Here is a 25,454-nt window from a genome sequence, read left to right on the forward strand (position 1 = left end):
TGACTCGCGACGCCGGGGGTTGCGCCTTCGCGGCAGGCGTTGTCGCCTTCACTACCGCAGGCGTTGCCGGCACGGCCGACACCGCATGCCCCGGCGCCGCACTTGCGGCACCCGGCGCACTCGCCGCCTGCGCCGGCAACGCGCACATCCCAACACACGTCCCTGCGCACGCCAACACGCCAACGGCGCGCGCCAGGCTGCGACGAGCAGCATGCGCAACACGACTCGCACCTGGCGTGCGGTATGAAAACGGCATCTCGATCATCTCGCGTCGACGCACCACCGGGACGGAAGCCGCATGTTCCAGTTCAGGCTGGCCAGGCCAATCCCGGTCGTTTATCGCGTATCAGAGCAAACATGATTATTATTGATTGCCCGCCGCTTTAGCGCAGCGCGCGGAACGACGATATTACTCAGCGCATGGCTGCATGTCGATGAAAATACAGCCGATTTTCGAATTCTGCGAAGCGGCTGACAAATTTCGGCAAGCGGTGTGTGAAGCGGAAAATCGCCATGACCTGATTTAAATCGAATCCCTGAAATAAAACCGTGGAACGATCGGCCGGTTCATCCGCTAAAAAACCTTTCCGGGCCACCGTGATGCGGCTCGATACTTAACCGTTGCGCGAGGAGTCAGAACAATCATGGTCCAACACGATCCAGCCGCCCGCCAGGCAAGCATTGCAGCCGAAATGCACATTGCCGCGGAATTCGACGCACAGCATGAAATCGAGCGCCGGATCGATTTTCTCGCGAACTATCTGCGTAGCAGCGGCCTGAAAACTTATGTGCTGGGAATTAGCGGCGGAGTCGATTCGACAACGGCCGGACGTCTCGCCCAACTCGCGGTCGAACGTTTGCGCGCGAATAATTACAATGCGCAATTCGTCGCAATACGTTTGCCTTACGGTATACAGCGCGACGAAGCCGATGCCCAGCAGGCATTACGCTTCATTCGCGCCGACGAAAATCTCACCATCGATATCCAACCCGCCGCCGATGCGCTACTCGCATCGCTCGATAAAAGCGGCGTGTTATTCAAGGACGGCGCGCAGCAGGATTTCGTGCACGGCAATATCAAGGCGCGCCAGCGCATGATCGCCCAATACGCGGTGGCCGGCGCACGGGCCGGCGTCGTGATCGGCACGGACCACGCGGCCGAATCGCTGATGGGCTTCTTCACGAAATTCGGCGACGGCGGCGCCGACGTGCTGCCGCTCGCGGGCCTCAACAAGCGCCGCGTGCGCGCGGTGGCGCAAGCGCTCGGCGCGCCCGAGGCGCTCGCGCACAAGGTGCCGACCGCCGACCTCGAAATGCTGCGTCCGTTGCGCCCCGACGAAGACGCCTACGGCATCCCCTACGATGCGATCGACGACTTCCTCGAAGGCAAACCGGTCAGCGATGCGGCGCGCGCGGTGATTCTGCGGTTCTACGAAGCGACGCATCACAAGCGGGCGCTGCCGTATACGCCGTTCGACTGGCCGACGCGGCACGACGAGAAATAACGTCCGGCGGCTGAGGCGCGGGGCGCTTGATGCGCGGCAATGAAAACGGCGGGGATGCGCGATTGGCCGCGCATCCCCGCCGTCGTCGACGCTATCCAGGAAGCCCGCCGGGAATCGGGGTACCGGGTGACGCCCTTAGCGCTCGGGCGGCGGTTCGTCGCTGAACAGATCGGCGCTCGCTTCGAGCGGCTGGCCGCCCAGATGCTTGCCCTGAATCTGCCGCGCGATCACGTCGCCGACATACGGCACGTTGGCGTCCAGTTCGACCATTGCGTAGGCGCCGGGTTTGCCGGCGTCCACGACTTCGACGTTTTTCGCGTAATGCCCGAGTTCGCGCTTCAGAAACTCCCGTACTTCCTGCTCGCTGCACGATTCGGCGATATTGCGCACGGTCAGGTTCATGTGGCCTACCCTCGACGCGCGTGGCGACCTGTCCGGCGATCCGCGCTTTCGACGCGCACCGGCCGCAGCGCCGCGCGCTGTTTCGCCCGAGCAGCGGCGAGTTCGCGGATCAGGACCGCGCCCGCGACAGCCAAAGCGAACAAGGACAGATAGAAGGCCATCATTCAAATCTCCTCTGCGAATTTCGTCCTGTTGTCAGGATTGCCATCTTCGACACCAGCAGCGCGGCGCAACCGTGCTGCGGGAAACGGTGAAACGTCGCCGTCAATGCACTGTACCTGAATCGGCCGCGCCAACAACAGAAAAACATCGGCGGATTCAGCACGGTGCATGCCCGGCCGGCGCGACTGCTACGGTTCAGCCCAAGATCGGCCGCTATCGACGGCTACTGGCTGCCACCGGCTGCTACTCGCTGCGGCAAACACGCACCGCCACGGCGCAAAGCAAAGCGTGTCGCGGACGGCATCCCGCGGGGGACGTGCGCAAAAGGCGGGCTGATCGAGCCGATCAGTCCGCCGCTTGCACGTTGGTCGCGTTCACCCACCACGCATTCTTGCCTTTCGGCAGGCGGACCAGCACCGCGGACGGATCGTCGACACCGTCGTCGACGATCTGGCACACCGGCAGGCCATCGGGCAGAGGCTTCACCTGGCCGGCCGCCTGGAACAACGCGATGCGCTGCGCGCTCAGCGGATGCAGTTGCCGGTACACGTCGAAGCTGATCGCCGCGGGCACGTCGCCGCGAATCACGAGCGAGTCGGCACGCGCGCAATGAGCGGGCTCGGCGGCGAGAGCAGCGGCGCTGCCGCACAGGCCGGCGATGCTGAGCGCCACGGCGGCGAGACGGGAATGGGTCATGGTGTTTCTCCGAAAAATTGGGGATAGCGAACCGCGAACTGTCGCTCGCACGGGCAACTCGCATGGACGTGCGCACAGCCGATTCTCGCGAAAGCGCGCGCAACCGGATGATGCAAACCGATCCGGCCTGTCGGCCACGCGCACGCGCGGCCTCGAACCCTGCGCTCAGGGCGCGCGTTCGTGCGCCTCGCCGCGCCGGTCGGCGCTGTCGTTTTCGCCTGCGTCGTCGTTGGCGTCGCCGGCCGCGACGTCGAGCCGGCTCACGTCGCATGAGGCCCGGCCGAAGCCCGAATAAAGCGCCGACCAGTTGCCGACGATCGCCGTCTGCGCCTGCGCGAGACTCAGTTGGCCCGTGCAAACGCAGTGCTTGAGCATGACCGCCGCGCGCGCCTTGCGACGCTCGCCCTGCGGACCGGCCCACGGCCGAAGATCGAGATTGGCCGGCGCGTCCGGCGAACCGCCGAGCACGACCGGCACACGCCGGTCGAGCGCGAACGCGACGCCGTCGTCTGCATCGATGCCGCGCGCGGCCAGCATGCGATCCTTGTGCGCCATCAGTTCGTCGAAAGGCGGCGCGACCGCATCCGCGTAACCGGCGCGGCAAATCGTTTCACCGATCGATTGCTGCGTGACGCGCTCATCGAGCATCGTGCCGCCCTGCGCGGCGGCGTCGCCGATATGCAGCGCGCAGAGCGCCACGATAAAGCTCGCGCCCAGCCGCGCTGCGCGCCGAGCCTTCGGAGCGGGGTGGACAACACCGCTCGCGCGCGCGAGTAGCGGCGCGCGAGCGTCGTCGTTGCTGCGGGTCACGTCGCGGAAAAAACGGCTGCGACGCGTGTCTGCCATACCTGCATTCATTCGTCGGCGCGCCGGCGGAGGCGCGCGGTAGTTCAATTCGCAGGGCAATTAAAACATATTCAATATGCTTAGGTACAAAAGCCCGGCACACGCCTGCGACGCGAGCCGGGATCATGAGCCCATTAACGTGCGCGGCAACAGGCGGCCAGGCCGACTGGAAGCCCCTGTTTCATGGCAGTTCCTGCGCGAGGCGAGCAACGACGAAAATCGACACGCCCCACTGCGGCAGCCCCCGCCGCTACTTCGCGACCCGCGCCTGCAACGCGCGAATCCGGCCGAGCGCCGGTTCATTCGAGAGCGTCTGTTCGTACATCTGCGCGAGGTCGGCCTTCAGCGCGGTGCGCGAGCCGCCGTCGAGATAGACCATGTGCCCCGACGGATAGAACCGCGCCGACAGGTTCTGCCGCACCTGCTGGCTGAGCAGCGGCATCTGCTGGAGATCGAGCACGGTCTGATAGAACGGCGTCACGAAGTCGAAGAAGCCGTTCGCCGACAGCACCTTCAGGTCGGGATTGAGCGCCATCACCGCCGCGAGGTCGCCCGCCGTGTACAGGATGATGTTGCCCTTCGGGTCGACGCCCTTCTGCGCGCCGGTCGGATCGATATGGCTGAAATCCCAGTACTTGAACGCCTGGTCGTTGAGGTCGGTGAACGACGAATTCGACGTGTACTTCAACTGCTCGTTCAGGTACACGTTCCACATCGTCGTGTAGACGCCGGTCACGGCGGTCATGGTCGGATCGTTGCCGCCGGAGTTCGGATCGATCTTGCCGGCAATGCCGGTCTCGATCGCGGTCACGCGGCCGTCGTATTCGCCGAGCGCGAGACCTTGCGCCTTGAGCAGCGTGGTCAGGAACAGCGAATTGCCGCGGCTGTCGTAGCCCGCGATGTCGAGGCTCCACGCGAGCAGCGTCGTCTTGTCGATGCCGGTGTATTCGCTGAGCTTTTCGACGGTCGCGGAATCGGTGGTCGGAAACTTGCGCAACGCGGCCAGATAGTCGGTGCGCGAGAACTGCGCGACCTCTTCGGCAAACGCGCCGAGATCGGTCGGGCGCGGCGCGACGCCGAGCTTCCGGTGATACCAGGCGTCCGCTGCCGCGGTGGGCAACGCGCCGACCGGATTGCCGGCCTGCGTATAGTCGAGAATCGACGATTGCAGCGTGATGCCGTTCAGATCGACGCCGTCCTCGTGCAGGCGATACGCGAGCACGCAACTACGCGCCGTGCCATACGATTCGCCGAACAGATACTTCGGCGAATTCCAGCGGTTGTTCTTCGTCAGAAAGCGCTTGATGAACTGCTTGAGCGAATCCGCGTCCTGATCGACGCCCCAGAAGTCGCGATTCTTCTTCGGCGCGATGGCCGCCGAATAGCCGGTGCCGACCGGATTGATGAAAACGAGGTCGCTTTTGTCGAGCAGGCTGTCCGGATTGTCTTCCATCGCATACGGCGCGGGCGGCGTGAAGCTCGGCATCGACGTTTTGATGCGGCGCGGCGCGAACGAGCCGAGCAGCACGAACACCGACGACGACCCCGGTCCGCCGTTATAAAAGAACGTGACCGGCCGCGTTTCTTCCTTCTGGTTGTCCTGCGTGAACGCGACGTAGAACATCCGCGCTTCGGGCTGCGAGCTGCTCGGATCGACGATCACGAGATGCCCCGCCGTCGCCGTGTAGTTGATTTTCCTGCCGCCGATCGTCACCGCGTGATGCGTAACCGCGGCGGTCTCCGCCGTCTCGGTCACCGAATCGTCCGGCCCGTTCCCGTAGGCGACCGGATCGAAGAACGGCTGATCGCCGGACTTGGCCTTGTGCGGCTCGCTGGTGGTGACCGCAGCCGCCGTGGCCTCGGTGGATGCGTTGTGCGACGGATGCTGACTACCGGAAGCAGACTCTGTGTTCGTCATGATCGCTCCATGGGTTCGATTTAACGTGCCGCGTCTTCGCTTTACGTCCTCGCCATACGTCTTCGTTTCGCGTCCTTGTTTCGCGTATTCGCCTTGTATCCTCGGTGTACATCCGCGCTTCTTCACTTCCGCGCTTCATTTGCCGGCTTCACTTCCTCGCTTCACGTCCTCTACCGGCGGTCCGCCACGTATCGCGAACCGTTGCCGACTGTCGCCGCCAGCCTGTTGACTATAGTGCGGCCGCCACCTTCTGGCCAATCGGACTGCCCAGTCCCGTGCAGGCGTCCCAGCCCACCGATGCCGCGAAGCTGCCGTTGTTGCCCTGCGTGATGTCGTTGCAGACGCCCGGCGCCTTGTAGAGCTTCGCGTTGACAAAACCGGCCGGCTGCCCGTTCGCCGCGTTGATCCGCGCGATCAGCGCCGCCCATAGCGGCGCGACCGCGCTCGTGCCGCCGATCACCGTCTGCGTGCCGTCGATCAGCACGCTGTAGCCGGTGACGGGCGACGCATCGCCCGCGACGTCCGGCACGCCGCGCCCGCCGAGCGCCACGCTGCCGCCGCCCGGCGACGTCACCGACAAGCCCTTCTGCCACACCGGCACCGCAAACGCCTGGCTCACTCCGCCGCCGCTCGCGCCGCCCTGTTCGCCGTCGTTCCACACCACCTCGCGCGTGATCGACGAGCCCGACGCGGTGAGCTGCGTGCCGCCGCACGCGAGCACGTACGGGCTCGATGCAGGGAAGTCGACCTGATCGCCGCCGCCCGAGCCATCGCTCGAACCGCTGTCGCCCGACGCCGCGCAGATCGTCACGCCGAGCGCCGCCGCCGACTGCAGCACGCTGTTGAACGCCTGCATCGACTGGCTGGTCCAGACCGACTCGGGCGCGCCCCAACTGATCGAAATCACCGAGGGCTTATTGGCCGTGTCGTGCACCGCGCGGCTCACCGCGTCGATAAAACCGGCGTCGCTGTTCTGCGTGAAGTACACGGCGATGGTCGAGCGCGGCACGATCGCGCCGACGATCTCGATGTCGAGCGTGACCTCTCCGTCGGGCCCGTTCGGGTCGCCGCTCGGCCGATTGCCGCCTTGATCGACGCCGACCGCTGTCACGTTGGGCGAGGCCACGCCGAGGCTCGAAAAATACGCCGTGAGATCGGACGTGTTATAGCCGCCGCCGAGTTCGATGATGCCGACACACTGGCCGTCGCCATCGCCTTGTGGAAACTGGTAGAGCGAGGCGAGCTGCAGCGGCGTGAACGACGCCTGATGCGCGCGCGCCGGCACGAACGGCGGCCGGATGCGGAAGTGCGGCCGCGCCTGTGGCCGGTTGTCGAGCCCGAGCACCGCCTCGACGACGCCGTGCAGATCGTCCGGCACGCTGATCGTGCCGGTGCGGCCGCGAAACTGCCCGGCCGTGTGATGCTGATAATGCGCGAGTGCGACCTCGAACGCGCTCTGGAACTGCGCGATCGTGCCGCTCAGCAGGACGAGACGCGCCGCCGGGTCCTCACGCACAACCGTCAGACCATGCGCGGCCGCGAACGCCCCGACCTTCGCGATATCGTCCGGCGCGGCGCCGTAGTCTTGCGCGAGCGCTTCACGCGAAAGCGGTTTGACGCTCGGGTCGCCGGCCTCGATCCGGCTCATCAGCGCATCGAACTGCGCCTGCCGGCGGCGGCGCAGCATCACGAAAACCTCGATCCGCTCCGTCGGATCGCATTGACCGACGACCTTTACGCCTTGCTCGACCGTGCGCTCGCTGCCCGGCAATGGGTGCCTGTTGACCATGGTGTCGACTCTCCTGTTAGCGTGGCGGGCCCGCACGGTGCGCGCACGGCCCGGTTGCACCTCAGCACGCCACGCGCCTGCGCGCGCGCCGCCTTGCCGCCTGGCCTCGTTTCACGCCGCGGCGGCAAGTTGCTGTTCGAGGACTTCGTTCAACCGTCCGACCCGGGCATTCGAGCACAGTTCCGGCGCGCGCGGCAGTTGGCCGAATGGCTAATGTGCATCGCACGTGCGGCGCGCTATGATGCTTCAGCGGCATTCCAGCCACTTCATTGTTGCCTCGCGCGCCGGCCCGCGCGCACGATCGAGAAAATCAGAGGAACCCATGTCAATTTCGATGTATCAAGCATCATTGCCTGTGCTGATTCGCGGTCTCACGAACCTGCAAGCCATCCTCGGCAAAGCCGAGGCGCACGCGGCCGCGAAGCAGATCGAGCCCTCGGTGTTCACGAACGCCCGGCTCGCGCCGGACATGCTGCCGCTCGTGCGTCAGGTCTATATCGTGAGCGACACCGCGAAGGGTTGCGCCGCGCGGCTGGCCGGCGTCGAGCCGCCGAAATTCGAAGACGTGGAGCAGACGTTCGACGAATTGCAGGCCCGCCTTCAAAAGACGATCGATTATCTGAAGGAGTTCAACGCCGCGCAGATCGACGGTTCCGAAACGCGCGCCATCACGCTGAAAATGCGGGTGGGCCCGCTCGAATTCACGGGCATGTCGTATCTGTTCGGCTTCGTGCTGCCGAACTTCTATTTCCACGTGACGACCGCGTACGACATCTTGCGCCACAACGGCGTCGAACTCGGCAAGCTCGATTATCTGGGTACGATGCAATAAGGAGGCGGGCCGCCGGGTCCCCGCCTGAAGCCGGTCGGCATCGGAGCAGCAGCGGACCGGCGCGAGACCACCCCAGCCAAGCCGCGCCGCGCGCCGGCGGCCTATGCAGCGAGGCGCTATGCGTGGATGCGCGGCTGGAACGCAATCACCGCCATGCCGGCGAGCGTCAGCGCGACGCCCGCCGCATCCCAGAGCGTGGGCCGCACCTTGTCCACGCCCCACAGCCACGCAATCGCCACCGTCACGTAGACACCGCCGTAAGCCGCATACACACGGCCCGCGGCGGTGCCGTGCAGCGTCAGCAGCCATGCGAACAGCGCGAGGCTCAGCGCGCCGGGCAGCAACAGCCACGCGGAGCCGTCCTCCTTGAGCCAGCGCCACGGCAGATAGCAGCCGAGAATTTCGGCGACGGCGGTCACGACATACAGCAGGAAGGTTTTCATCGATGAAGGGAAGCAAGCCATTGTGTCGCCGCGCGCGGCGCGGCGGGGTATCCGTGAAGCGCGGACAAGTAAGACGGCCCGCGCCGCTATCGGCTTTATTAACACAATCACTTGGCGCCGCGAACATGGCGCATGCGACAGTCGCGCTACCTCAACCCTGACGGCTATCGGTTATGAGCATCGAGTCACCCTGCATCGACATCTGCAAGTTCGACGACAAAACCGGCTTTTGCATCGGCTGCATGCGCACACGCGACGAATGCAAAACCTGGAAGAAGATGAAGGACAAGCATCGCAGGAAGATTATCGAGGACCAGCCGCGGCGCGAGCGCAAGCTGAAGAAGTGAGCGACAGTGAACGGCGCCGCGGGGCATCGGCGTCTTCGCTTCGCTGCCCCGCCGCCCTCGCGACACCGCCTCAATCGAGCGAAAGCCGCAGCGCAAATCCGATCAGCGCAGCCGAGAACGTCCAGCGCTGCAAGGTCTGCGCGAGCGGATGAGCGCGCATCCAGCTGGCGATGCGCGCGGCGCCGGTCGCATATAGCGCGTCGAAGCATGCGCCGGTCACGAGCAGCACGACGCCGAGTTCGATCATCTGCAGCGCGACCAGCCCCGCCTCCGGCCGTACGAATTGCGGCAGCAGGACCGAACAGAACAGCAGCGCCTTCGGGTTCAGCAGATTCGTCAGCAAGCCTTTGATGAACGCGGTCCGCAACGGACGCGCCGCAGCGGCATTGGACGCCACGGCAGCACGCCCCTCGTCGGGCAGAGCGAAGCCCGGCGAGCGGAAAATCTGAATCCCGACCCACGCAAGATAAACCGCGCCGACGTAGCGCACCGCGTCGTACAGCCACGGCGCGTTGCGCAACAGCGCGGCCATCCCGCATGCCGAGAGCGTCACGTGCGTGGCGCGCGAAAGTCCGAGCCCGGCCGCCGCCGCGAAGCCGCTGCGCACGCCGCGCGCGATGCTGGTTTGCAGAATCAGCGCCATGTCCGGCCCGGGCACCGCATAAACGACGAACAACGCCGCGATATACACGGCCAGCAGGTGAGCGGAAATCATGGAAGCCTCCTTGTTTTTAGAGGCTCTATCTTGCTATCGGCGGCAGAGTGTTTGCTGGCGAATTGCCAATCCCAAACCTTCATTTGAAGCGGAATGCGCTAATATTTGTTCACTTTACCAAGCTTTCCCCCACCCCTCGCCGATACCCCGAAACCATGCCCGCCGCCGATCTCGACAAAACCGACCGCGCCATCCTCGCCGCGCTGCAAAACGACGGCCGCATGCCGAATGCGCGGCTCGCCGAAACGGTCGGCCTCAGCGAAACGCCGTGCGCGCGGCGTCTGAAACGCCTCGAAAACGACGGCTATATCGATCATTACCGCGCGATGCTGTCGCGCGCCGCGCTCGGCCTTGGCGTGGTCGCGTTCGTCTACGTGCGCTTCGCGGTGCACGACCGCGCGACCGCGACGCGCTTCGAGCGCGAGGTGCAGGCGATCCCGCGCATCCTGTCGTGCCACAACGTGTCGGGCAGCGCCGATTACATCCTGCAGGTCGTCGCGCGCGATCTCGACGACTACGGCGCGTTCATGCGCGACGAGTTGCGCAGTCTGCCGGGCGTGACCTCGGTGGAGTCGTCGTTATCGTTGCGCGAGGTGAAGCCGTATGGCGGCCTGCCGCTTTCCTGATGCCGCTTTCATCAACGCGAACGTGGCATAGTCACGCCTTTGAAGCCCTCTTGCGAAGCGGCGCGAGCCGCTCCGATGCAACCCGACGAACCGGAGTTTTCATGGATCACGACAAGGCGCGAGCTGAAGAAACCGCCGCGATGGAACGCGTGCTGACCGCGACAAAGCGGGTGCAGACGGCGTTTGCGTCGCTGCAGACACAATTCCCGCCGGCCGGCGCCGGCAAACCCTCGCAGTTTGCCCTGCAAACGTTCGACGCCGCCTTGCAGGAACTCGAAGACGCGCAAGCCGCCTTCGACGAAATGCTCGGCGATCTGCTCGACGGCAATCGTTGAGCCGGAGCCAGCCGGCCCGGCGCCCCGCGCGACGCTATCTGAGCGGCGCCGCCCTGCCGCTCACGTTCGGCGCGCGTGGATCGGGGTTCATATAGAGGGCCGTGCCGTTGGCGCGCATGTCGTTGAGCACGGGGCCGGCGCCGGCTGAACCGGTGCCGTACGCCGTGCCCGGCGACGTTCCCACGCCCGGCGCCGGGCCGCCGCCGACACCCGTGCCGAGGCCCATGCCGGCCGCGCCGTGCCCCGTGCCGCTGCTCCCGCCCGATTCGCCGGATTGCGCGCCGCCGCCCGGGTTGCCCAACTGCTGGGCCCATCCCACCTCCGCGGTTCCCGCCATCAGCACCACCGCAACCATCACCGCTCGCGCGATCCCACCTGTTCCGCTTCTCATGACTCACCCCTGGCTTCGATTTCATCGACCCCACGGCACGACGCCGATAGCGCCGCACGCTCCCCTCCTATTCTGAGCCCGCCGCCCAACGCGTGCAGCGGCGCTGCACCCGCACGGAGCGTGCCCGCGCGCGTTATGATCGGTCGTAACAGCAGACCGGCCGAGCGCGCACGCGCGGGAGCACGACGCAGCACGATGGAGCACGCCTACATCCACCTTTTGCATCTGCTTGCCGGCCACTCGGCGTGGATGCTCGCGGTCGTGTTCCTGGCGGCTTTTCTCGAAGCGATCGCCGTGATCGGCACGTTCGTCCCCGGCAGCACCGCGATGTTCCTCGCCGGCGCGCTAACCGGCACCGGCGCGCTGAGCCTCGCCTGGGTATTCGTCTGGGCGATCCTCGGCGCGGTCGCCGGCGACGGCATGAGCTTCTGGCTCGGCAGCCGCTACAAGGAGCACATCGCCCAGATGTGGCCGCTGAGCCGGCACCCCGAGCTGCTTGTCGCGGGCCAGCGCTTCTTTCTCAAACAGGGCTCGAAAAGCGTCGTGCTCGCGCGCTTCATCGGCCCGTTGCGCGCGATCGTGCCGGTCGTCGCCGGCATGATGGACATGAGCCCGCTGCGCTTCTACGCGATCAACGTGCTCTCGGCGCTGCTGTGGGCGCCGGCGCATATCCTGCCGGGCGTCGTGTTCGGCGCGTCGGTGCTGCTCGCCGGCGCGGTGTCGTTCCGGCTCGTCGTCATCATCGCGATGCTCGTATGCATCGTCTGGCTCAGCTTTCGCGGTGCGAGCTTTCTCGTCTCGCACGCGAACGCGTGGTCGAGCGCGGCGGGCCGCCATCTCGGCAACTGGGCCTGCCGCCATCCCGGGCCGCTCGGCCGCGCCGCGCGCCGCATGCTCGATCCCGATGCGCCGGACGCGACCAGCATCGTCGTGACCTCGCTGCTCGTGCTCGCGGCTGGCGTGCTTTTCTTCGGTGTCCTTGGCGATGTCGTCAGCGGCGATCCGCTGACCACCGTCGATCTGTCGGTCTATCGCTTCCTGCAATCGGTGCGCACGCCCTGGGGCGACACGGTGCTGGCCCATCTCGCGACGCTCGGCAGCGGCATCACGCTGAGCGCGCTGATCGTCACGGTCGCGCTGTGGATGCTATGGGAGCGGCGCTGGCGCACGATCGGCTACTGGCTCGCGGCGGTCGCGTTTTCGCAGCTGCTGATTCTCGGCCTGCAACTGGCGATGCGCCGCGCGCCGCCCAACGAGCTGATGACGAGCCACTACGTGTTTCCGAGCAATCACGTCGCAGCGACGGTGATCGTCTACGGCTTTCTCGCGTTTCTGCTCGCGCGCCGGGTCGGCAAGATCGAGGGCGTGCTGGTCGCGGGCGCGAGCACGCTCGCCGTGATCGTCGTCGCGTTCGCGGGCGTGTACTTCGGCCGCTACTGGGTGTCGGATGCGATCGGCGGCGCGGCGCTCGCCTGCGGCTGGGTCGCGATCGTCGCGCTGACGGCGATCTGGCGGCATCCGCAGCCGCCGCCGCAACGCCGCTTGATGCCGCTCGTCATGCTCGCGGTCGTGGCGTTCAGTGTGGCCGCGCAACTCGGCGTCGAGGCGCCCACGCCGCCCGACAGCACGCCGCGGCCGCCGCCCGTGCGGCTCACCGAGGCGGCATGGCGGATGTCCGAATGGAAGCGGCTGCCCTGTTTTCGCTCCGACATGGGTGGCGACCGCAAGGAGCCGTTCACGCTGCAATGGGTGTCGGAGCCCGCCACGATACGCGACCGGCTGCGCGCGCAGGGCTGGATCGAGGGCACCGACGTATCGGCGCGCAGCCTGCTCTCGCTTGCCTCGGCCGACGTCGCGGCGGTGGCGCTGCCGGTCTTGCCGAAGCTCGACAACGGCGTGCCGTCGTCGCTGGTGTTCATGCGGCCGGGCGAGTCGCGCGAGGAACGCTACGTGCTGCGCTTCTGGCCGAGCGGCTATGCGGTCGACAACGGCACCTCGGCCGCGCCGCTGTGGGTCGGCGCTTTGGCGCACGAACGGCTGTCGCGGCCATCGTGGCCGCTCAACATTCTGCGCATCGACAAGGACACGACCGCGCTCGCGGCAAGCGCGAAATCGGGCGCGGCGCTCGGTGCGACGGTTCTCGCGGAAGTGGCATGTCACGGCGTGCCGGCGTCGCTGCTCGTTTCGCCGGGAAATTGAGTTCACGGACAAAGCGGCTGTTGCGTCATATGCGGCGCATAGACGATATGCCGTGCGTAGACGAACGGAAAAACATGTCGGCGCCCGAGCGCCATTGGAAATTCGCGTATTGCAATCGGTGACCTCAGCATGGGCTTTTCCGATCGATCACGATCGGCACGATTTGCCACAAGTCATTAACCGCAAGTCATTTGCCGCAATTGATCGCGCAATGAATGACCGCGAAAAAACCAGAAAGCGAATTACGCGGTAATTGCCATACGGGGAATGACTCGTGCCGCGATTCGCGCGTACCGATTGCAAACCGACAGCCGCATGCGACATATGTCACGCGAATCTCCGTTGCACAAATGCAACGAAAAGACGCAATGAAAAGCAGTGAGAAACCATTATCGCTGCTGTCCCGCGCTTTCTCCCATTCCATCGTTTCCACCCGGCTCTTTCCACCGCATGGCCCATTCTTATTCACTCGCGCAATTCACAATATAGTGAGAAAAAATCAAACTGATTCCACAGATACCCACCCTATTTTTTTGCCCAATTGCACACTTTGACGTTATCGTCTCGAAGCGACCTGAATTCGTAGATCAATAGGAGTCCCGTGTGCGGAATCGATTGACGTCCAGCATGAAGAAAGACCGCAAATCCGCAGTACTCGGCAGCCACCGCTCGCGTATTTCCAGACTCACTCCCAGGCTATCTCTTTGCATCAGCCTGCTGATGTTCGGCGCCGGCTACTCCGCTTATAGCGTTGCCGGCGTTTCGGTATTGCGTCCGCCGCGAGAAGCGCTCGCGAATAGTCCGCTCGAAGTCACGATCGTCTATTCCGGCGACGCACCCAACGGCACCGAGGTCGACGTTCCGGCACAACTGAATATCTCGCTCAGCAATCCGGACGTGATACCGAGGCCGCTGGCGCTCGCGCGCGAAAGCGGCGCGCCCGATCATCTGAAGCTCGCCGCGGGAGAACTCAAGGCGGTCCGCTATGTCGGCGCGTGGCCCGAATGGGCGCGCGGCGCGATGAAGATCGACGTGCCCGATCTCGACGTGTCGCCCTCGTTCGTCCTGCTCACGCGAGCGCCGCGCGGCAGGGGCACGGCGCTCGCGTCGGCTGACGGTACGCCGGACGCTGCGGCAAGCGTTTCGAAGAGCGAACCATCCCAAACCAGCCTGATCGCATCGTCGCCGGCGCCGGCGCGCCCCGCCGCGCCGGTGCCCGAAATCAACAGCTTCCTCAGCCGCTTCTCCGCCTACGAGCCCATGTATTTCGCCGACGGCTCGAATGGCGAGAACCTCGCGAAATTCCAGCTGAGCTTCAAGTTCCGCCTCGTCACGCCGGACGATCCGCGCTCGCGAGGCTTCGCCGACAATCTTTATTTCGGCTATACGCAAACTTCGCTGTGGGATCTCGGCGCGTACTCCGCGCCATTCCGCGACACGAGCTATATGCCGGCGCTGTTCTATTACCTCGAAGACACGGGCTGGAAGAGCAAGTGGTGGAGCAAGATGGGGCTGATGGCCGGCTACGAACACGAGTCGAATGGACGCGACGGTCCCGAATCGCGCGGCATCGACATCTTCTTCGTCAAGCCGATCTGGGATTTCGGCGACCTCAACGGCAACCATCTGACCGTGGCGCCGAAGGTCTACTACTACGCCCATATTGCCGGCGAGAACCACGACATCACCGACTATCGCGGCTATATGGACCTGCTGCTCAAATACGGCAGCACCGACAGCTGGCAAATCGCGACGACGCTTCGCAAAGGCATGAAGGGCGGCAAAGGCAGTATCGATACGCAGTTCACCTATCCATTGGCGAAGCTCATCAATAACCGCTGGGGTGGCTTCCTGTGGGTCGGGTTCTTCACAGGATACGGAGAAGACATTCTCGACTACAATCAGCACCGCTGGATTGCGCGCATCGGCTATAGCATTACGCGCTAAGCCGGCGTTGTTCAGCCATGCAGACGAAGGGCCGCACGCGGCCCTTTTCTTTCGTCGATAACGGCGCCACCTCGTGCCGGAAGCTGATCGAAAGTTCTCCCGGGTTCTTCCCCGATCCCAACTCAAGCCCGACCGGAAGCTCACCAGAAGCTCACTTGAAGCTCATTCAGCCCGACCGAAGTTCGCCCAAAGCGAATTGCAATCTTCCGGGGCACGTCAATAATTAAGTAGCTTGTGAATCCTGTGTGCACGAACAGACGGGCACACTGCCGCGGATTTCTCTAGAGTTGAAGGGTCGCCGGTCAATCCGGGCTGGCCACGCCGCGCTGATTCGCCAGCGTACATTCAAACTCCAAGGAAAAACCAATGAAAACTGCTCTCCTTAAAGACGTGTCGACCATTTCCAACGGGCAAGCCGGGTTAGTCGTGCATCGAAATAGTGCACCGCTGATCCTCAAGAACGAAATTCACCCGGAACAGATCCGGGACAATCTGCCGGGCCGCCAAGGCGGCGTCGGCTTTCTGTTTCACGCCACCGACTGGGAAACGCTTTCATTTTCTTTTCACAACGTTCGTCCCCGGAGCGAATCGTTCGAAGAGGAACTCTGGAATACCAAGCCCTTTATCGCCTCGCCGATCTATTCGGGCTCACAGGTGATCGGCGCCAATATCGCGTGCCCGGTGCCGCTCGAAATGTGGCTGGGCAGTCCGCGCGGCATCAAGCGTTTCCGCGAAACGCAATTTTTTCCGGCACTCGAACTCGCCCGGGAAGCGGGACTCGGCATGATCGCGATGGGCGCCTCGACGCCGTACGCGTGCAATTACGGCGCGCTGCCGCGCCCGATCAAGCCGCCTCACATCACGACCGGCCACGCGGCCACCGCCGCGATGCTCAAGGACTGGGCGATGCACTGCTGCGACCAGCTCGACCTCGAATTCGGCAAGACGAAGCTCGCGCTGTTCGGCGCGGCCGGCCGGCTCGGTACGACGGTCGCCAAGTACCTGCTCTACAAGGACGCGCCGCGCGAACTGATCCTGATCGACCTGCCGGACAAGATGAACCTGCTGATCGACCAGGCGAGAGAACTGCTCGCGTCGGACCTGCTCGGCAAGTCGAAGGTCTCGGTGCATACGTTCAGCCCCGATACGCAACTGCCCGCCTTCGATGGCGCGATTCTCGCGAGCAGCACGAGCGTCCCCTACCTCACCGCCGCCGATCTCAAGCGCGCGCAGTTCTGGATCGACGACTCGCATCCGCGCGCGGCGAGCGTCGAGGCCGAACTCGCTTCGCGCGGCCATACGCTCTATATCGAATGCTTCGCCCGCGGCCCGGCCGGACTCGATACCGCATTCCCGTTCCGGCTGCCGTCCACGCGCGACTGCTACACCTGCTTCGCCGAAGGCTATTCGGCCTGGCAGGAAGGTATCGCCTCCGATTTCATCATTGGCAGCCCGCCCGTGTGGTCCGTCTCTTATACTCACAGTCTCCTCAAGAAAAACGGCTTTTCGGTCGGTCCGTTCCACGGCAAGAACGGCGCGCCGGTCAGCCTCGAGGGACTGGATGCGCATCGATTCAATACGCATGAGTTGATGGGGTCGTAACGTGAACGGAGGCCTGATGGCGATATCACGCGAAACGATGCGGGATATGCTCGAAAGAAGCAGGTTTGCGATCCGGTGGGGAGGCGCACTCGGCCTCCTGTGCCACCCCATCTATTACGTCGTCTGGACCTACATCCTTCCGCAGCCCTACGACAACCTGATGCTGCGGCTCAGCGCGGCGGCCGTGTGCATTCCGCTGCTGTTCCAGTCGCGCTGGCCGAAGCGCGACAACCACTATCTGCTGATCTACTGGCATTGCTGCCTGATCTACGTGCTGCCGTTCGTCTGCACGTTTCTGACGGTCAGAAACGATTTCTCCACGATGTGGATGATGACCGAGGTCATGATGATCTTCATTCTGGCCTTGTGCATCGACAATCCGCTGCTGCTGATGGCCTGCATCGGCATCGGCGTGTTCTCCGGCGGCTTCGCCGCGGTGCTCAGCGCGCCGCACCCGGTCGTGCTCAGCGCCGAAGACAAATCGAATATCGCACTGCTGCCGGTGGTCGTGCTGTGCAGCATGGCGTTCAGCCACGCCATCAGCAAGGGGCGCATCTTCGTCGAAAAGAATCGCGCGCTGCAGGCGCTCGCGGGCTCCATCGCGCATGAAATGCGCAATCCGCTGAGCCAGCTGCGCCATGTGCTCGACCGCGTCCAGGAAGCGCTGCCCGCCGTGACCGAGCCCGGCGAAGCGACGACGCTCACGCACGGCCGGGCGTCCGTGCTGTACAACCATCTCGCCCAGGGGCAGCTGTCGATCGAGCGCGGCCTGCGCATCATCGCGATGACGCTCGACGAAGTCAGCGCGAAATCGATCCGCTCCGACAGCCTGAGCTACCTGCACGCGGCGGCCACCACGCGCAAGGCGCTCGAGGAATACGGCTTCGACAACGACAACGAGCGCGCGAAAATCAGCATCGCCGTCAGGAAGGACTTCATCTTCAAGGTCGACGAAACGGTCTATCTGTTCACGCTGTTCAACCTGATCAAGAACTCGCTCTATCACATTGCCCCGTATCCGCAGGCCACGCTCACGCTGATCGTCGAGCGCAATAAGGTGATCGTGCGCGACACTGGCGCGGGCATCGCCGCCGAGCTTATTCCGCATCTGTTCGAGCCGTTTCGCACGGCCGGCAATTCGGGCGGCACGGGGCTCGGGCTCGCCTACTGCCAGCGCGCGATGCGCGCGTTCGGCGGCAACATCGAATGCCAGTCGGAAGTCGGCAAGTTCACCGAGTTCACGCTGAGCTTTCCGGCCGTGTCGGCCGAGGAAGTCGCGGACCACGAGCGGCGGATCTTCGAGCGCGCGATGCCGGTGTTCCGCGGCAAGCGCGTGCTCGTCGTCGACGACGACAACACGCTGCGTGCCCGCACCCGCCGCGTGCTGACCAAGGCCGGTGCCTACGTGAGCGAGGCGCAAAGCGGCGAAGTCGCGCTCGCCACGCTGCGCCGCGCGTCGCCCTACGACCTCGTGCTGATGGACATCAGCATGCCGGGCCTGGACGGCTATGCGACGACCGAGCGGATTCGCGCCGAGCGCGAATGTCCGAACCGCAACGTGCTGATCGCGGCCTATACCGCCGAGCCCGGCAACGCGGTGCGCCTGCGCTCGCGCCGCGCCGGCATGGACGAGATCATCAGCAAGACGTCGAGCGTGCAGGAACTGATCACCGCGCTGCAGGCGCTGTTCGAGAACGGCACGCGGCACGATGCGGGGCTGCGGCCCGACGGCCTGATCGGCCGCTCAATCCTCGTCGCCGACGACGACACCTACAGCCGGCTCGTCGCGAAGGCCTATCTGGAGCGCTGCGGCGCGAGCGTGGTCGAGGCCGAACACGGCCAGGCCGTGCTGACGCGCCTGCAGGAAGACGGCTTTATCGACGCGATCCTGATGGACATGAACATGCCGGGCATGAGCGGCATCGACACGACGAAGGCGATCCGCGCGCGTACCGACGCCTACGCCACGGTGCCGGTCATCGCGCTCACGAGCCATTCCGACTCCGAATCGATCCAGGCCTGTCTCGCAGCCGGCATGAACGAAGTGATGATCAAACCGGTGCAGGCCGGCGCGCTCTATGCATGTCTCGCGCGCCAGTTCGGCACGCATGGTCAAGGCGCCGCGCAAGCGGCGGCGAGCCTCGCCGCCGCCACGCAGACGGAACCCGCGGACGCGCCGCTCGCGCCGACGATGCCAGATGCATCAATCACTCCCGCGAGCCCGCTTGCGGCCGTGCCCGAAGACAACCTGCTCGACGAGGAACATCTCGAAGAACTGGCCGCGCTCGATCTGCTCGACGAATCTTTCATCAACGGTATCGAGCAGATCCGCACGCTCGTGACGCAGCTCGTGGCGAGCACCGCGGCCGTCGACCTCAAGGCGACGCACGTGGCCTTGCATGCGCTGCTCGGCGTCAGCGGCAACATCGGCGCAAAGGCGCTGCATGGTTATGCGCGGCAGATATATCCGCGCGTGATCGCGGGCGAGTGGCCGCTCGAAGCCGACTGGCTCGCGCAAATCCGCGTGCTGAGCACGCGTTCGGCCGATGCGCTGCAGCGCCACCATGCAGCGGCGAACGCGCGGCACGATCATCGCGATGCGATGAGCGATTGAGCGTGCCCGAGGGTGAGCGGCGCGTGATGGTGCGTGACGCGTGCGTAGCGTTGCCGGGTTGTGCCCAGCTCAACCCGGCACACCCCCTGCTCATTTCAATCGCCCGCGCCCTCGGCACGGCTCGTCAGGCTGGCAAAGCCGAGGTTCGGAAAGCCCATCGTGACCGTGGTGCCCTCTCCGACCGTCGATTCGACGCCGAGCCGCCCGCCGAACGACTGCATGATGCGATTGCAGAAGATCATCCCCATGCCATGCCCGCCGGCTCCGGCATAGGTCGTCACCGGGTCCTGCAGCAGCCGCGCCTTGACCTCGGGCGCGATCCCGGGGCCGTTGTCGCGCAGGCGGATCTCGGGCTCCGGATTCTCGACCACTTCGAGCCACAGCGACGGTGCGGCCGTGTCGCCGAGCGCGCGCAACGCATTCGACATCAGCGACGACAGCACGAGCGCGACGCAATTGGGCATCGCGCGCACGACGAAATCGCCCTGCACGTCGACCCGAATCCAGTCGCGCTGCGTGCCGACGAACGGGTAGGTGTCGAGCAGCGACGCGATCAGCCGGGTCGCCTTGATCTCGCGCCCGCCCGTTTCCGAGGCCGACGGCTGGCCGCCGCTCTTGTGCACGGTCGCCCAGAACGACGAGATCAGCGTGAGGCAATACTGCGCGTTGTCGAGCATCGAGCGCGCCGCGTCGCCGATCTCCTTCTGCCGGTCGGGATCGTACTGCTCGGCGACGTCGTTCTCGACCGAGCGCGCGAACAGCGAAATCGCCGCGAGCGGCGTGTTCAGTTCATGGGCGAGGAAGGCCAGCGTTTCGTCCATCGCGAGCAGACGCTGTTGCCGCGTTTCGCGTTCCGCGTAGCGCGCGATCGCCAGTTGCAGCACCTCGCGCACCTTCTCCGTGCGCAGCGGCTTTTCGAGAATGCGGAAGACGTCGCCGGTATTGACCGTTTGCAGCAGCATGTCCTTGTCCGCATAGGCGGTCACGAGGATGCGGATGATCTGCGGATACTCCTGCGCGACCTGGCGCAGCAGGTCGTCGCCGTCGCGGCCCGGCATCCGGTAGTCGGTCACGAGCACGGCGATCTCGGCGCCGTGCGTGCCGAGCAGCTCGATCGCCTCGTCCGCGCTCTGCGCGACGTGCACGCAGTAATCGGCACGAATCGCACGGGAGAAATGGTTGCGCGACATCTCCTCGTCGTCGACGAACAGAACGGAAAACGGTGGCTGCGTCGTGTCACTCATTGCTTTCCCAACGAATAGCGGTTGTTGCCGCCGATTATTGAACAGGTGTCCCCGCGAGGATCATATACAAAGCGGCGGCGCGGCGTGAACCCATGCGTGCCGTGCGAATCGCCCCTCTATGCGAGGCGCATCGATGCCTGGTGCAATGGCACCAGGGGCCGCCGCCCGTTGGCCCTTGGGCATCCCCATTGGCAGTAGTGGCTTCATGCATATCGTCGAATTACGATATATAATTCGTCCTGTAGCGATGCAATCGCGCGGGCGCCCTTCGGCGTTCCGTGTGCCGGTTGTCGAATCAGCTTGAAAACGATCCAGATGACGCCCGATTTCGACGCGATCCACAAAGCGCTGGCCAATCCGGTCCGCCGGGAGATTCTCGGCTGGCTGCGCGAGCCGGGCGTGCATTTCGCCGATCAGGAGTTCCCGCTCGAGCACGGCGTGTGCGCGGGCATGATCGACGAACGTTGCGGACTGTCGCAGTCCACCGTGTCGGCGCACCTCGCCGCGCTGCAGCGCGCGGGGCTCGTCACGTCGAAACGGGTCGGCCAATGGGTGTTTTTCAAGCGCAACGAGCCCGTCATTCAGGCGTTCCTCGAACACATGAACGCGCAGCTCTGAGCAGCGTATTCGCATCGCCGCGCTTCCTTTTTCACGCAGTCTTTCAAGGCGCCGGGCCCGGCCCGCCGCCAAAGGTGAACTCTCATGCCGACTCTTTTCGATCCGCTGCAAATTGGCGACCTTACGCTGTCGAACCGCATCATCATGGCGCCGCTCACGCGTCAGCGCGCCGAGGAAATCCGCGTGCCGAACGCGCTGATGGCGCGCCACTACGCCGAGCGCGCGAGCGCCGGCCTGATCCTCAGCGAAGCGACCTCGGTGACGCCGCAGGGCGTCGGCTACGCGGAAACGCCGGGCATCTGGTCGCAGGAACAGGTCGAAGGCTGGAAGCTCGTCACGCAGGCCGTGCACGATGCGGGCGGCAAGATCTTCCTGCAGCTGTGGCACGTCGGCCGCATTTCGGACCCGGTGTTCCTGAACGGCGAACTGCCGGTCGCGCCGAGCGCGATCGCGGCCGGCGGCCACGTGAGCCTCGTGCGCCCCGAGCGTCCGTTCGTGACGCCGCGCGCGCTCGAACTCGACGAAATCGCCGGCGTGGTCGAAGCGTTCCGCAAGGGCGCTGAAAACGCCAAGGCCGCCGGCTTCGACGGCGTCGAAATACATGGCGCGAACGGCTATCTGCTCGACCAGTTCCTGCAGGACAGCACCAACAAGCGCACCGACGCTTACGGCGGCCCGATCGAAAACCGCGCGCGGCTGCTGCTCGAAATCACCGACGCGTGCATCGGCGTGTGGGGCGCAAACCGCGTCGGCGTGCATCTGGCACCGCGCCGCGATTCGCACACGATGGGTGATTCGGACCCGGCCGCGACGTTCGGCTATGTCGCGCGCGAACTCGGCAAGCGCAAGATCGCGTTCATCGCCGCGCGCGAAGCGCTCGGCGAGGACCGCCTCGGCCCGCAATTGAAGAAGGCATTCGGCGGCCCGTACATCGCGAACGAAAAGTTCACGAAAGAAACCGCGCAGCAGGTGCTCGACGCCGGTGAAGCGGATGCGGTGGCGTGGGGTCAGCTGTTTATCGCGAACCCGGACCTCGTGCGCCGCTTCGAGACCGACGCGCCGCTGAACAAGCCGAATCCGGCCACGTTCTACGCGCGCGGCGAAGTCGGCTATACCGACTATCCGACGCTGGAAGAAGTGCAGTAAGCAGCAGGTGGCATCAGCGGCAGCGCGGGCCGACCGCCGCTGCCGTCAAACCCGTATGGCAGGCGTGACCGGAGATCGCTTCGGTCACGCCCGCCGTTTTTTTGCGCCGGCAACACGCGCCCCCCAACGCGCCCACCCCAACATGGCCGCGCGCGAGGCTACACTCGTGGCATCCCGCCACCTACCTCGCCGCTGCCGCCGATGAACCTGATGAACGCCTTGCAGATCGCGCTGCACCTCGACCAGCACCTGAGCACGCTGATCCTGCAATTCGGCTCCGCGGTCTATGCGCTGCTGTTCGTCGTCGTATTCGTCGAGTACGGTTTTCTGCCGCTGTTCTTCCTGCCCGGCGATCCGCTGATTTTCATCTGCGGCGCGCTGGCGGCCACCGGCGCGCTCAACGTCTGGATCGTCGCGCCCGTGCTATTCGTCGCGACGGTGGGCGGCAGCATCGTCGGCTATGGGCTGGGCCGCGCGGTCGGCGAGAGGGTCTATACCTCGAACTACGCATGGCTGAACCGCGCCGCGCTGCAACGCGCGCACGCGTTCAGCGAAGCGCGCGGCCGCCTGACCTTCCTGCTGTCGCCGTACATCGCCGTGGTGCGCACGTTCGCGCCATTCGCCGCCGGCGTCTCGCACATGACCTTCGCGCGCTTCGCGACCTATGTCACCGCCGGCGCCGCGCTATGGGTCGTCTCGCTGATCGCGGCCGGCTATCTGTTCGGCAACGTGCCGGTGGTCCACGAGCATCTGAGCACGCTGGTGCTGCTCGGCATCGTGCTCGGCGCCGCCATGCTGGCCGGCGGCGCGCTCTGGCGTTTTCTCGGCCGCCGCGCACGTGCCCGCTGATGTTGCTTGCTGATGTTGCTTGCTGATGTTGCTTGCTGATGTTGCTTGCTGAAGTCTCCCGCTCGCGTCGCCATGAGACTCGCCGGCCGGGTCATGCTCATCGCCGCTGGCTTGACCCGAACAAGATGTGAAGGTAACCTTCATAGTTAACCTTCACCTCATCTCGCCGCATGAGCACTCCCCTCTCGCCGGTAACACCGGAAGCGCTGCATGCGCTGGCCGAAGACCTGCGCGTGCTGAACAGCAAGCTGCGCCGGCGTCTGCGCGAAGAAGCCCACGTGGGCGACTTCACGCCGTCGCAGGTACAGGTGCTGACGCAGCTCGAACGCGAAGGCCCGGCGACCGTCAGCGCGCTCGCGCGTGCGCACGGCATGCGTCCGCAGTCGATGGGGGAAACGCTCGCGGCGCTGAAAGCCGCCGGGCTCGTGAGCGGCACGCCCGATCCCAACGACGGGCGGCAGACGGTTCTCTCGCTCACGCCGAGTTTTCGCAGGAAGGTCAAGGCAAGCCGCGCGGCGCGCGAAGACTGGCTGTATCGCACGATACAGACGCACTTCTCGCCGGCCGAGCAGCAACAACTCGCGACGGGCGTCGATCTGCTCAAACGCCTCGTCGATTCATAACGCGCGACCCGCATTCGCGCTCACCCTATTCGCCACTCGCAGGAGCACTCCATGGCACTCACCACTCTCGACGCCAGAACCGCACTGGTCGTCGTCGATCTGCAGCGCGGCGTCGTCGCGCTGCCCACCGCGCATCCGGCTGGCGAAATCGTCGAGCGTTCGGTCACGCTGCTCGACGCGTTCCGCCGCCACGGCCTGCCCGTCGTGCTCGTGAACGTCACGGCCGGCGCCCCGGGGCGCACCGAACAGGGCCGTCCCCCCGGCGATTTCCCGGCCGGTTTCGCGGACCTGCTGCCCGAGCTGAAGCAGCAGCCGTCGGACCACGTCGTGACCAAGCGCACCTGGGGCGCGTTCACGAACACGGACCTCGCCGCGTATCTGGACGGCCAGGGCGTCACGCAGGTGGTGCTCACCGGCATCGCGACCAGCATCGGCGTCGAATCGACCGCGCGCTTCGCGAGCGAACTCGGCCTGAACGTGACGCTCGTCGTCGACGCAATGACCGACCTCAACGCCGACGCGCACGTCAACAGCATCACGCGCATCTTCCCGCGCCTCGGCGAAACCGGCACGACGCAGGAAGTGCTCGCCCTGCTCGAAAGCTCACGCGCCTGAGCGGGCTTCATCGAGCGGGTCATCGAGCGTGTCTCCGGGCAGGTCATCGAGCAGGTGCCGTAAGCAGGAGTCGTAAGCGGGCGCCATGAGCCCGTGCCATGAACAGCCGTCAGCGGCGGCCGTTCATGGCTCACATGTATGCACGCATGCGCGCCCACCATCCGGCGCCAAGGAAACCTTGCCGTGAGCTCCACGTTCCGTTCGCTGCGCAATTTCAACTACCGCGTCTGGGCGAGCGGCGCCATCGTCTCGAACATCGGCACGTGGATGCAGCGCACGGCGCAGGACTGGCTCGTGCTCACCGAACTCACGCATCACAACGCGACGGCGGTCGGCATCGTCATGTCGCTGCAGTTCGGCCCGCAGATGCTGTTGCTGCCGCTCACCGGCTATGCGGCCGATCACTTCGACCGCCGCAAGCTGCTGTTCGCGACCCAGGCGGCGATGGGCACGCTGGCGCTCGTGCTCGGTCTGCTCACCGTGACCGGGCTCGCGCAGTTGTGGCAGGTCTATCTGTTCGCGGGACTGCTCGGCTGCGTGACCGCCTTCGATTCCCCCGCGCGTCAAACCTTCGTCTCCGACCTGGTCGGCGAGGCCGATCTCGCCAATGCGGTCGGGCTCAACTCGACCTCGTTCAACGCCGCGCGCATGATCGGGCCGGCCGTCGCGGGCCTGCTGATCGCCTCGGTCGGCACCGGCTGGGTGTTCCTGATCAACGCGCTGTCGTTCGTCGCCGTGCTCGGCGCGCTGCGCATGCTGCGTCTGCACGAACTGCACAGCAAGCCGCTCGCGGTGCGCACGCGCGGCAGCTTCGTCGAAGGCTTCAAATACGTCTGGAAGCGCCCCGATCTGAAGGCGGCGCTGCTGATGCTGTTCCTGATCGGCACCTTCGGCCTGAACTTCCCGATCTTCATCTCGACGATGGCGGTCACCGCGTTTCATGCGGGCGCGGGCGAGTACGGCGTGCTCAGCTCGACGATGGCGATCGTC

Annotated in this window: 26 protein-coding genes; 15 read left to right on the plus strand and 11 right to left on the minus strand. The window is 65.2% G+C overall.

Annotated features, from left to right (window positions below):
• Positions 1–413 precede the first annotated feature (413 nt).
• Positions 414–596 carry a hypothetical protein gene (locus GXB81_RS24065; RefSeq protein ID WP_167049599.1) on the minus strand — a complete coding sequence of 61 codons (183 nt, stop codon included), beginning with the start codon at positions 594–596 and terminating at the stop codon, positions 414–416.
• A 48-nt stretch (positions 597–644) separates the two neighbouring features.
• Here GXB81_RS24065 and nadE point away from each other — a divergent pair, with 48 nt between their 5' ends.
• On the plus strand, positions 645–1,505 hold the full coding sequence (gene nadE, locus GXB81_RS24070) for an ammonia-dependent NAD(+) synthetase (RefSeq protein ID WP_167049601.1): 861 nt from the start codon (positions 645–647) through the stop codon (positions 1,503–1,505).
• 135 nt (positions 1,506–1,640) lie between these two features.
• On the opposite strand, the gene GXB81_RS24075 is transcribed toward nadE, so the two are convergent.
• The 6 genes from GXB81_RS24075 to GXB81_RS24100 all read right to left on the minus strand — a co-directional run bounded on the left by GXB81_RS24075 (position 1,641) and on the right by GXB81_RS24100 (position 7,318).
• The gene (locus GXB81_RS24075) at positions 1,641–1,907 is read right to left on the minus strand and encodes an RNA-binding protein (protein ID WP_167049603.1); all 267 of its coding nucleotides are present in this window, start codon (positions 1,905–1,907) and stop codon (positions 1,641–1,643) included.
• 5 nt (positions 1,908–1,912) lie between these two features.
• Entirely contained in the window at positions 1,913–2,071 is a 159-nt protein-coding gene (locus GXB81_RS24080) for a hypothetical protein (RefSeq protein WP_167285087.1), read from the minus strand.
• Positions 2,072–2,414: 343 nt separating this feature from the next.
• The gene (locus GXB81_RS24085; RefSeq protein ID WP_167285086.1) at positions 2,415–2,765 is read right to left on the minus strand and encodes a hypothetical protein; all 351 of its coding nucleotides are present in this window, start codon (positions 2,763–2,765) and stop codon (positions 2,415–2,417) included.
• 165 nt (positions 2,766–2,930) lie between these two features.
• The gene (locus GXB81_RS24090; RefSeq protein ID WP_167049609.1) at positions 2,931–3,623 is read right to left on the minus strand and encodes a hypothetical protein; all 693 of its coding nucleotides are present in this window, start codon (positions 3,621–3,623) and stop codon (positions 2,931–2,933) included.
• Positions 3,624–3,861: 238 nt separating this feature from the next.
• Positions 3,862–5,529 (minus strand): peptidase S1, encoded by a 1,668-nt coding sequence (locus tag GXB81_RS24095; protein WP_205990520.1) that lies wholly within the window; start codon positions 5,527–5,529, stop codon positions 3,862–3,864.
• Between the two features lie 229 nt (positions 5,530–5,758).
• Positions 5,759–7,318, minus strand: a complete 1,560-nt coding sequence (locus tag GXB81_RS24100) for a S53 family peptidase (RefSeq protein ID WP_205990521.1) — start codon at positions 7,316–7,318, stop codon at positions 5,759–5,761.
• Between the two features lie 322 nt (positions 7,319–7,640).
• Here GXB81_RS24100 and GXB81_RS24105 point away from each other — a divergent pair, with 322 nt between their 5' ends.
• Complete coding sequence (locus GXB81_RS24105; protein WP_167049615.1) at positions 7,641–8,150, plus strand: DUF1993 domain-containing protein; 510 nt, start codon at positions 7,641–7,643, stop codon at positions 8,148–8,150.
• Between the two features lie 116 nt (positions 8,151–8,266).
• On the opposite strand, the gene GXB81_RS24110 is transcribed toward GXB81_RS24105, so the two are convergent.
• The gene (locus GXB81_RS24110; protein WP_167049679.1) at positions 8,267–8,593 is read right to left on the minus strand and encodes a YnfA family protein; all 327 of its coding nucleotides are present in this window, start codon (positions 8,591–8,593) and stop codon (positions 8,267–8,269) included.
• 173 nt (positions 8,594–8,766) lie between these two features.
• On the opposite strand from GXB81_RS24110, the gene GXB81_RS24115 reads away from it, so the two are divergent.
• A complete protein-coding gene (locus GXB81_RS24115; RefSeq protein ID WP_167049616.1) occupies positions 8,767–8,940 on the plus strand; it encodes a DUF1289 domain-containing protein in 174 nt (57 codons plus the stop codon).
• A 70-nt stretch (positions 8,941–9,010) separates the two neighbouring features.
• Here GXB81_RS24115 and GXB81_RS24120 read toward each other — a convergent pair whose 3' ends face one another.
• Positions 9,011–9,655, minus strand: a complete 645-nt coding sequence (locus GXB81_RS24120; RefSeq protein WP_205990522.1) for a LysE family translocator — start codon at positions 9,653–9,655, stop codon at positions 9,011–9,013.
• A 155-nt stretch (positions 9,656–9,810) separates the two neighbouring features.
• Between GXB81_RS24120 and GXB81_RS24125 the strand changes: the two genes are divergently transcribed.
• Both GXB81_RS24125 and GXB81_RS24130 read left to right on the plus strand, forming a co-directional pair.
• The gene (locus tag GXB81_RS24125) at positions 9,811–10,281 is read left to right on the plus strand and encodes an Lrp/AsnC family transcriptional regulator (RefSeq protein WP_167049619.1); all 471 of its coding nucleotides are present in this window, start codon (positions 9,811–9,813) and stop codon (positions 10,279–10,281) included.
• 101 nt (positions 10,282–10,382) lie between these two features.
• Positions 10,383–10,616: a hypothetical protein gene (locus GXB81_RS24130; protein ID WP_167049621.1), complete on the plus strand. Its 234-nt coding sequence runs from the start codon at positions 10,383–10,385 to the stop codon at positions 10,614–10,616.
• Positions 10,617–10,650: 34 nt separating this feature from the next.
• Here the strand turns inward: GXB81_RS24130 and GXB81_RS24135 are convergent, their stop codons facing one another.
• Positions 10,651–11,007 (minus strand): hypothetical protein, encoded by a 357-nt coding sequence (locus GXB81_RS24135; RefSeq protein ID WP_167049623.1) that lies wholly within the window; start codon positions 11,005–11,007, stop codon positions 10,651–10,653.
• A gap of 195 nt (positions 11,008–11,202) precedes the next feature.
• On the opposite strand from GXB81_RS24135, the gene GXB81_RS24140 reads away from it, so the two are divergent.
• The 4 genes from GXB81_RS24140 (at position 11,203) to GXB81_RS24155 (ending at position 19,369) form a co-directional block, all read left to right on the plus strand.
• Positions 11,203–13,206, plus strand: a complete 2,004-nt coding sequence (locus GXB81_RS24140; protein ID WP_205990523.1) for a bifunctional DedA family/phosphatase PAP2 family protein — start codon at positions 11,203–11,205, stop codon at positions 13,204–13,206.
• A gap of 603 nt (positions 13,207–13,809) precedes the next feature.
• Positions 13,810–15,153, plus strand: coding sequence for a phospholipase A (locus GXB81_RS24145; RefSeq protein ID WP_346777817.1), 1,344 nt, complete (start codon positions 13,810–13,812; stop codon positions 15,151–15,153).
• A gap of 366 nt (positions 15,154–15,519) precedes the next feature.
• Positions 15,520–16,755 (plus strand): hypothetical protein, encoded by a 1,236-nt coding sequence (locus tag GXB81_RS24150; protein WP_205990524.1) that lies wholly within the window; start codon positions 15,520–15,522, stop codon positions 16,753–16,755.
• 16 nt (positions 16,756–16,771) lie between these two features.
• Positions 16,772–19,369 carry a hybrid sensor histidine kinase/response regulator gene (locus tag GXB81_RS24155; RefSeq protein ID WP_205990525.1) on the plus strand — a complete coding sequence of 866 codons (2,598 nt, stop codon included), beginning with the start codon at positions 16,772–16,774 and terminating at the stop codon, positions 19,367–19,369.
• Between the two features lie 95 nt (positions 19,370–19,464).
• Here the strand turns inward: GXB81_RS24155 and GXB81_RS24160 are convergent, their stop codons facing one another.
• Positions 19,465–20,613 carry a hybrid sensor histidine kinase/response regulator gene (locus GXB81_RS24160; protein ID WP_167049631.1) on the minus strand — a complete coding sequence of 383 codons (1,149 nt, stop codon included), beginning with the start codon at positions 20,611–20,613 and terminating at the stop codon, positions 19,465–19,467.
• Positions 20,614–20,928: 315 nt separating this feature from the next.
• On the opposite strand from GXB81_RS24160, the gene GXB81_RS24165 reads away from it, so the two are divergent.
• From GXB81_RS24165 to GXB81_RS24190, 6 genes are all read left to right on the plus strand, one after another.
• Entirely contained in the window at positions 20,929–21,231 is a 303-nt protein-coding gene (locus GXB81_RS24165) for a helix-turn-helix transcriptional regulator (protein ID WP_167049682.1), read from the plus strand.
• Between the two features lie 84 nt (positions 21,232–21,315).
• Positions 21,316–22,377, plus strand: a complete 1,062-nt coding sequence (locus tag GXB81_RS24170) for an alkene reductase (protein WP_167049633.1) — start codon at positions 21,316–21,318, stop codon at positions 22,375–22,377.
• Between the two features lie 201 nt (positions 22,378–22,578).
• Positions 22,579–23,226 (plus strand): VTT domain-containing protein, encoded by a 648-nt coding sequence (locus tag GXB81_RS24175; protein WP_167049635.1) that lies wholly within the window; start codon positions 22,579–22,581, stop codon positions 23,224–23,226.
• 170 nt (positions 23,227–23,396) lie between these two features.
• Positions 23,397–23,849, plus strand: coding sequence for a MarR family transcriptional regulator (locus GXB81_RS24180; RefSeq protein ID WP_205990526.1), 453 nt, complete (start codon positions 23,397–23,399; stop codon positions 23,847–23,849).
• A 51-nt stretch (positions 23,850–23,900) separates the two neighbouring features.
• On the plus strand, positions 23,901–24,464 hold the full coding sequence (locus GXB81_RS24185) for a cysteine hydrolase (RefSeq protein ID WP_167049639.1): 564 nt from the start codon (positions 23,901–23,903) through the stop codon (positions 24,462–24,464).
• Between the two features lie 183 nt (positions 24,465–24,647).
• A partial coding sequence (locus tag GXB81_RS24190) for an MFS transporter (protein WP_205990527.1) occupies positions 24,648–25,454 on the plus strand: 807 nt, incomplete at its 3' end.

This window comes from Paraburkholderia sp. Ac-20336 (genome assembly GCF_017105025.1).
Classification (GTDB): domain Bacteria; phylum Pseudomonadota; class Gammaproteobacteria; order Burkholderiales; family Burkholderiaceae; genus Paraburkholderia.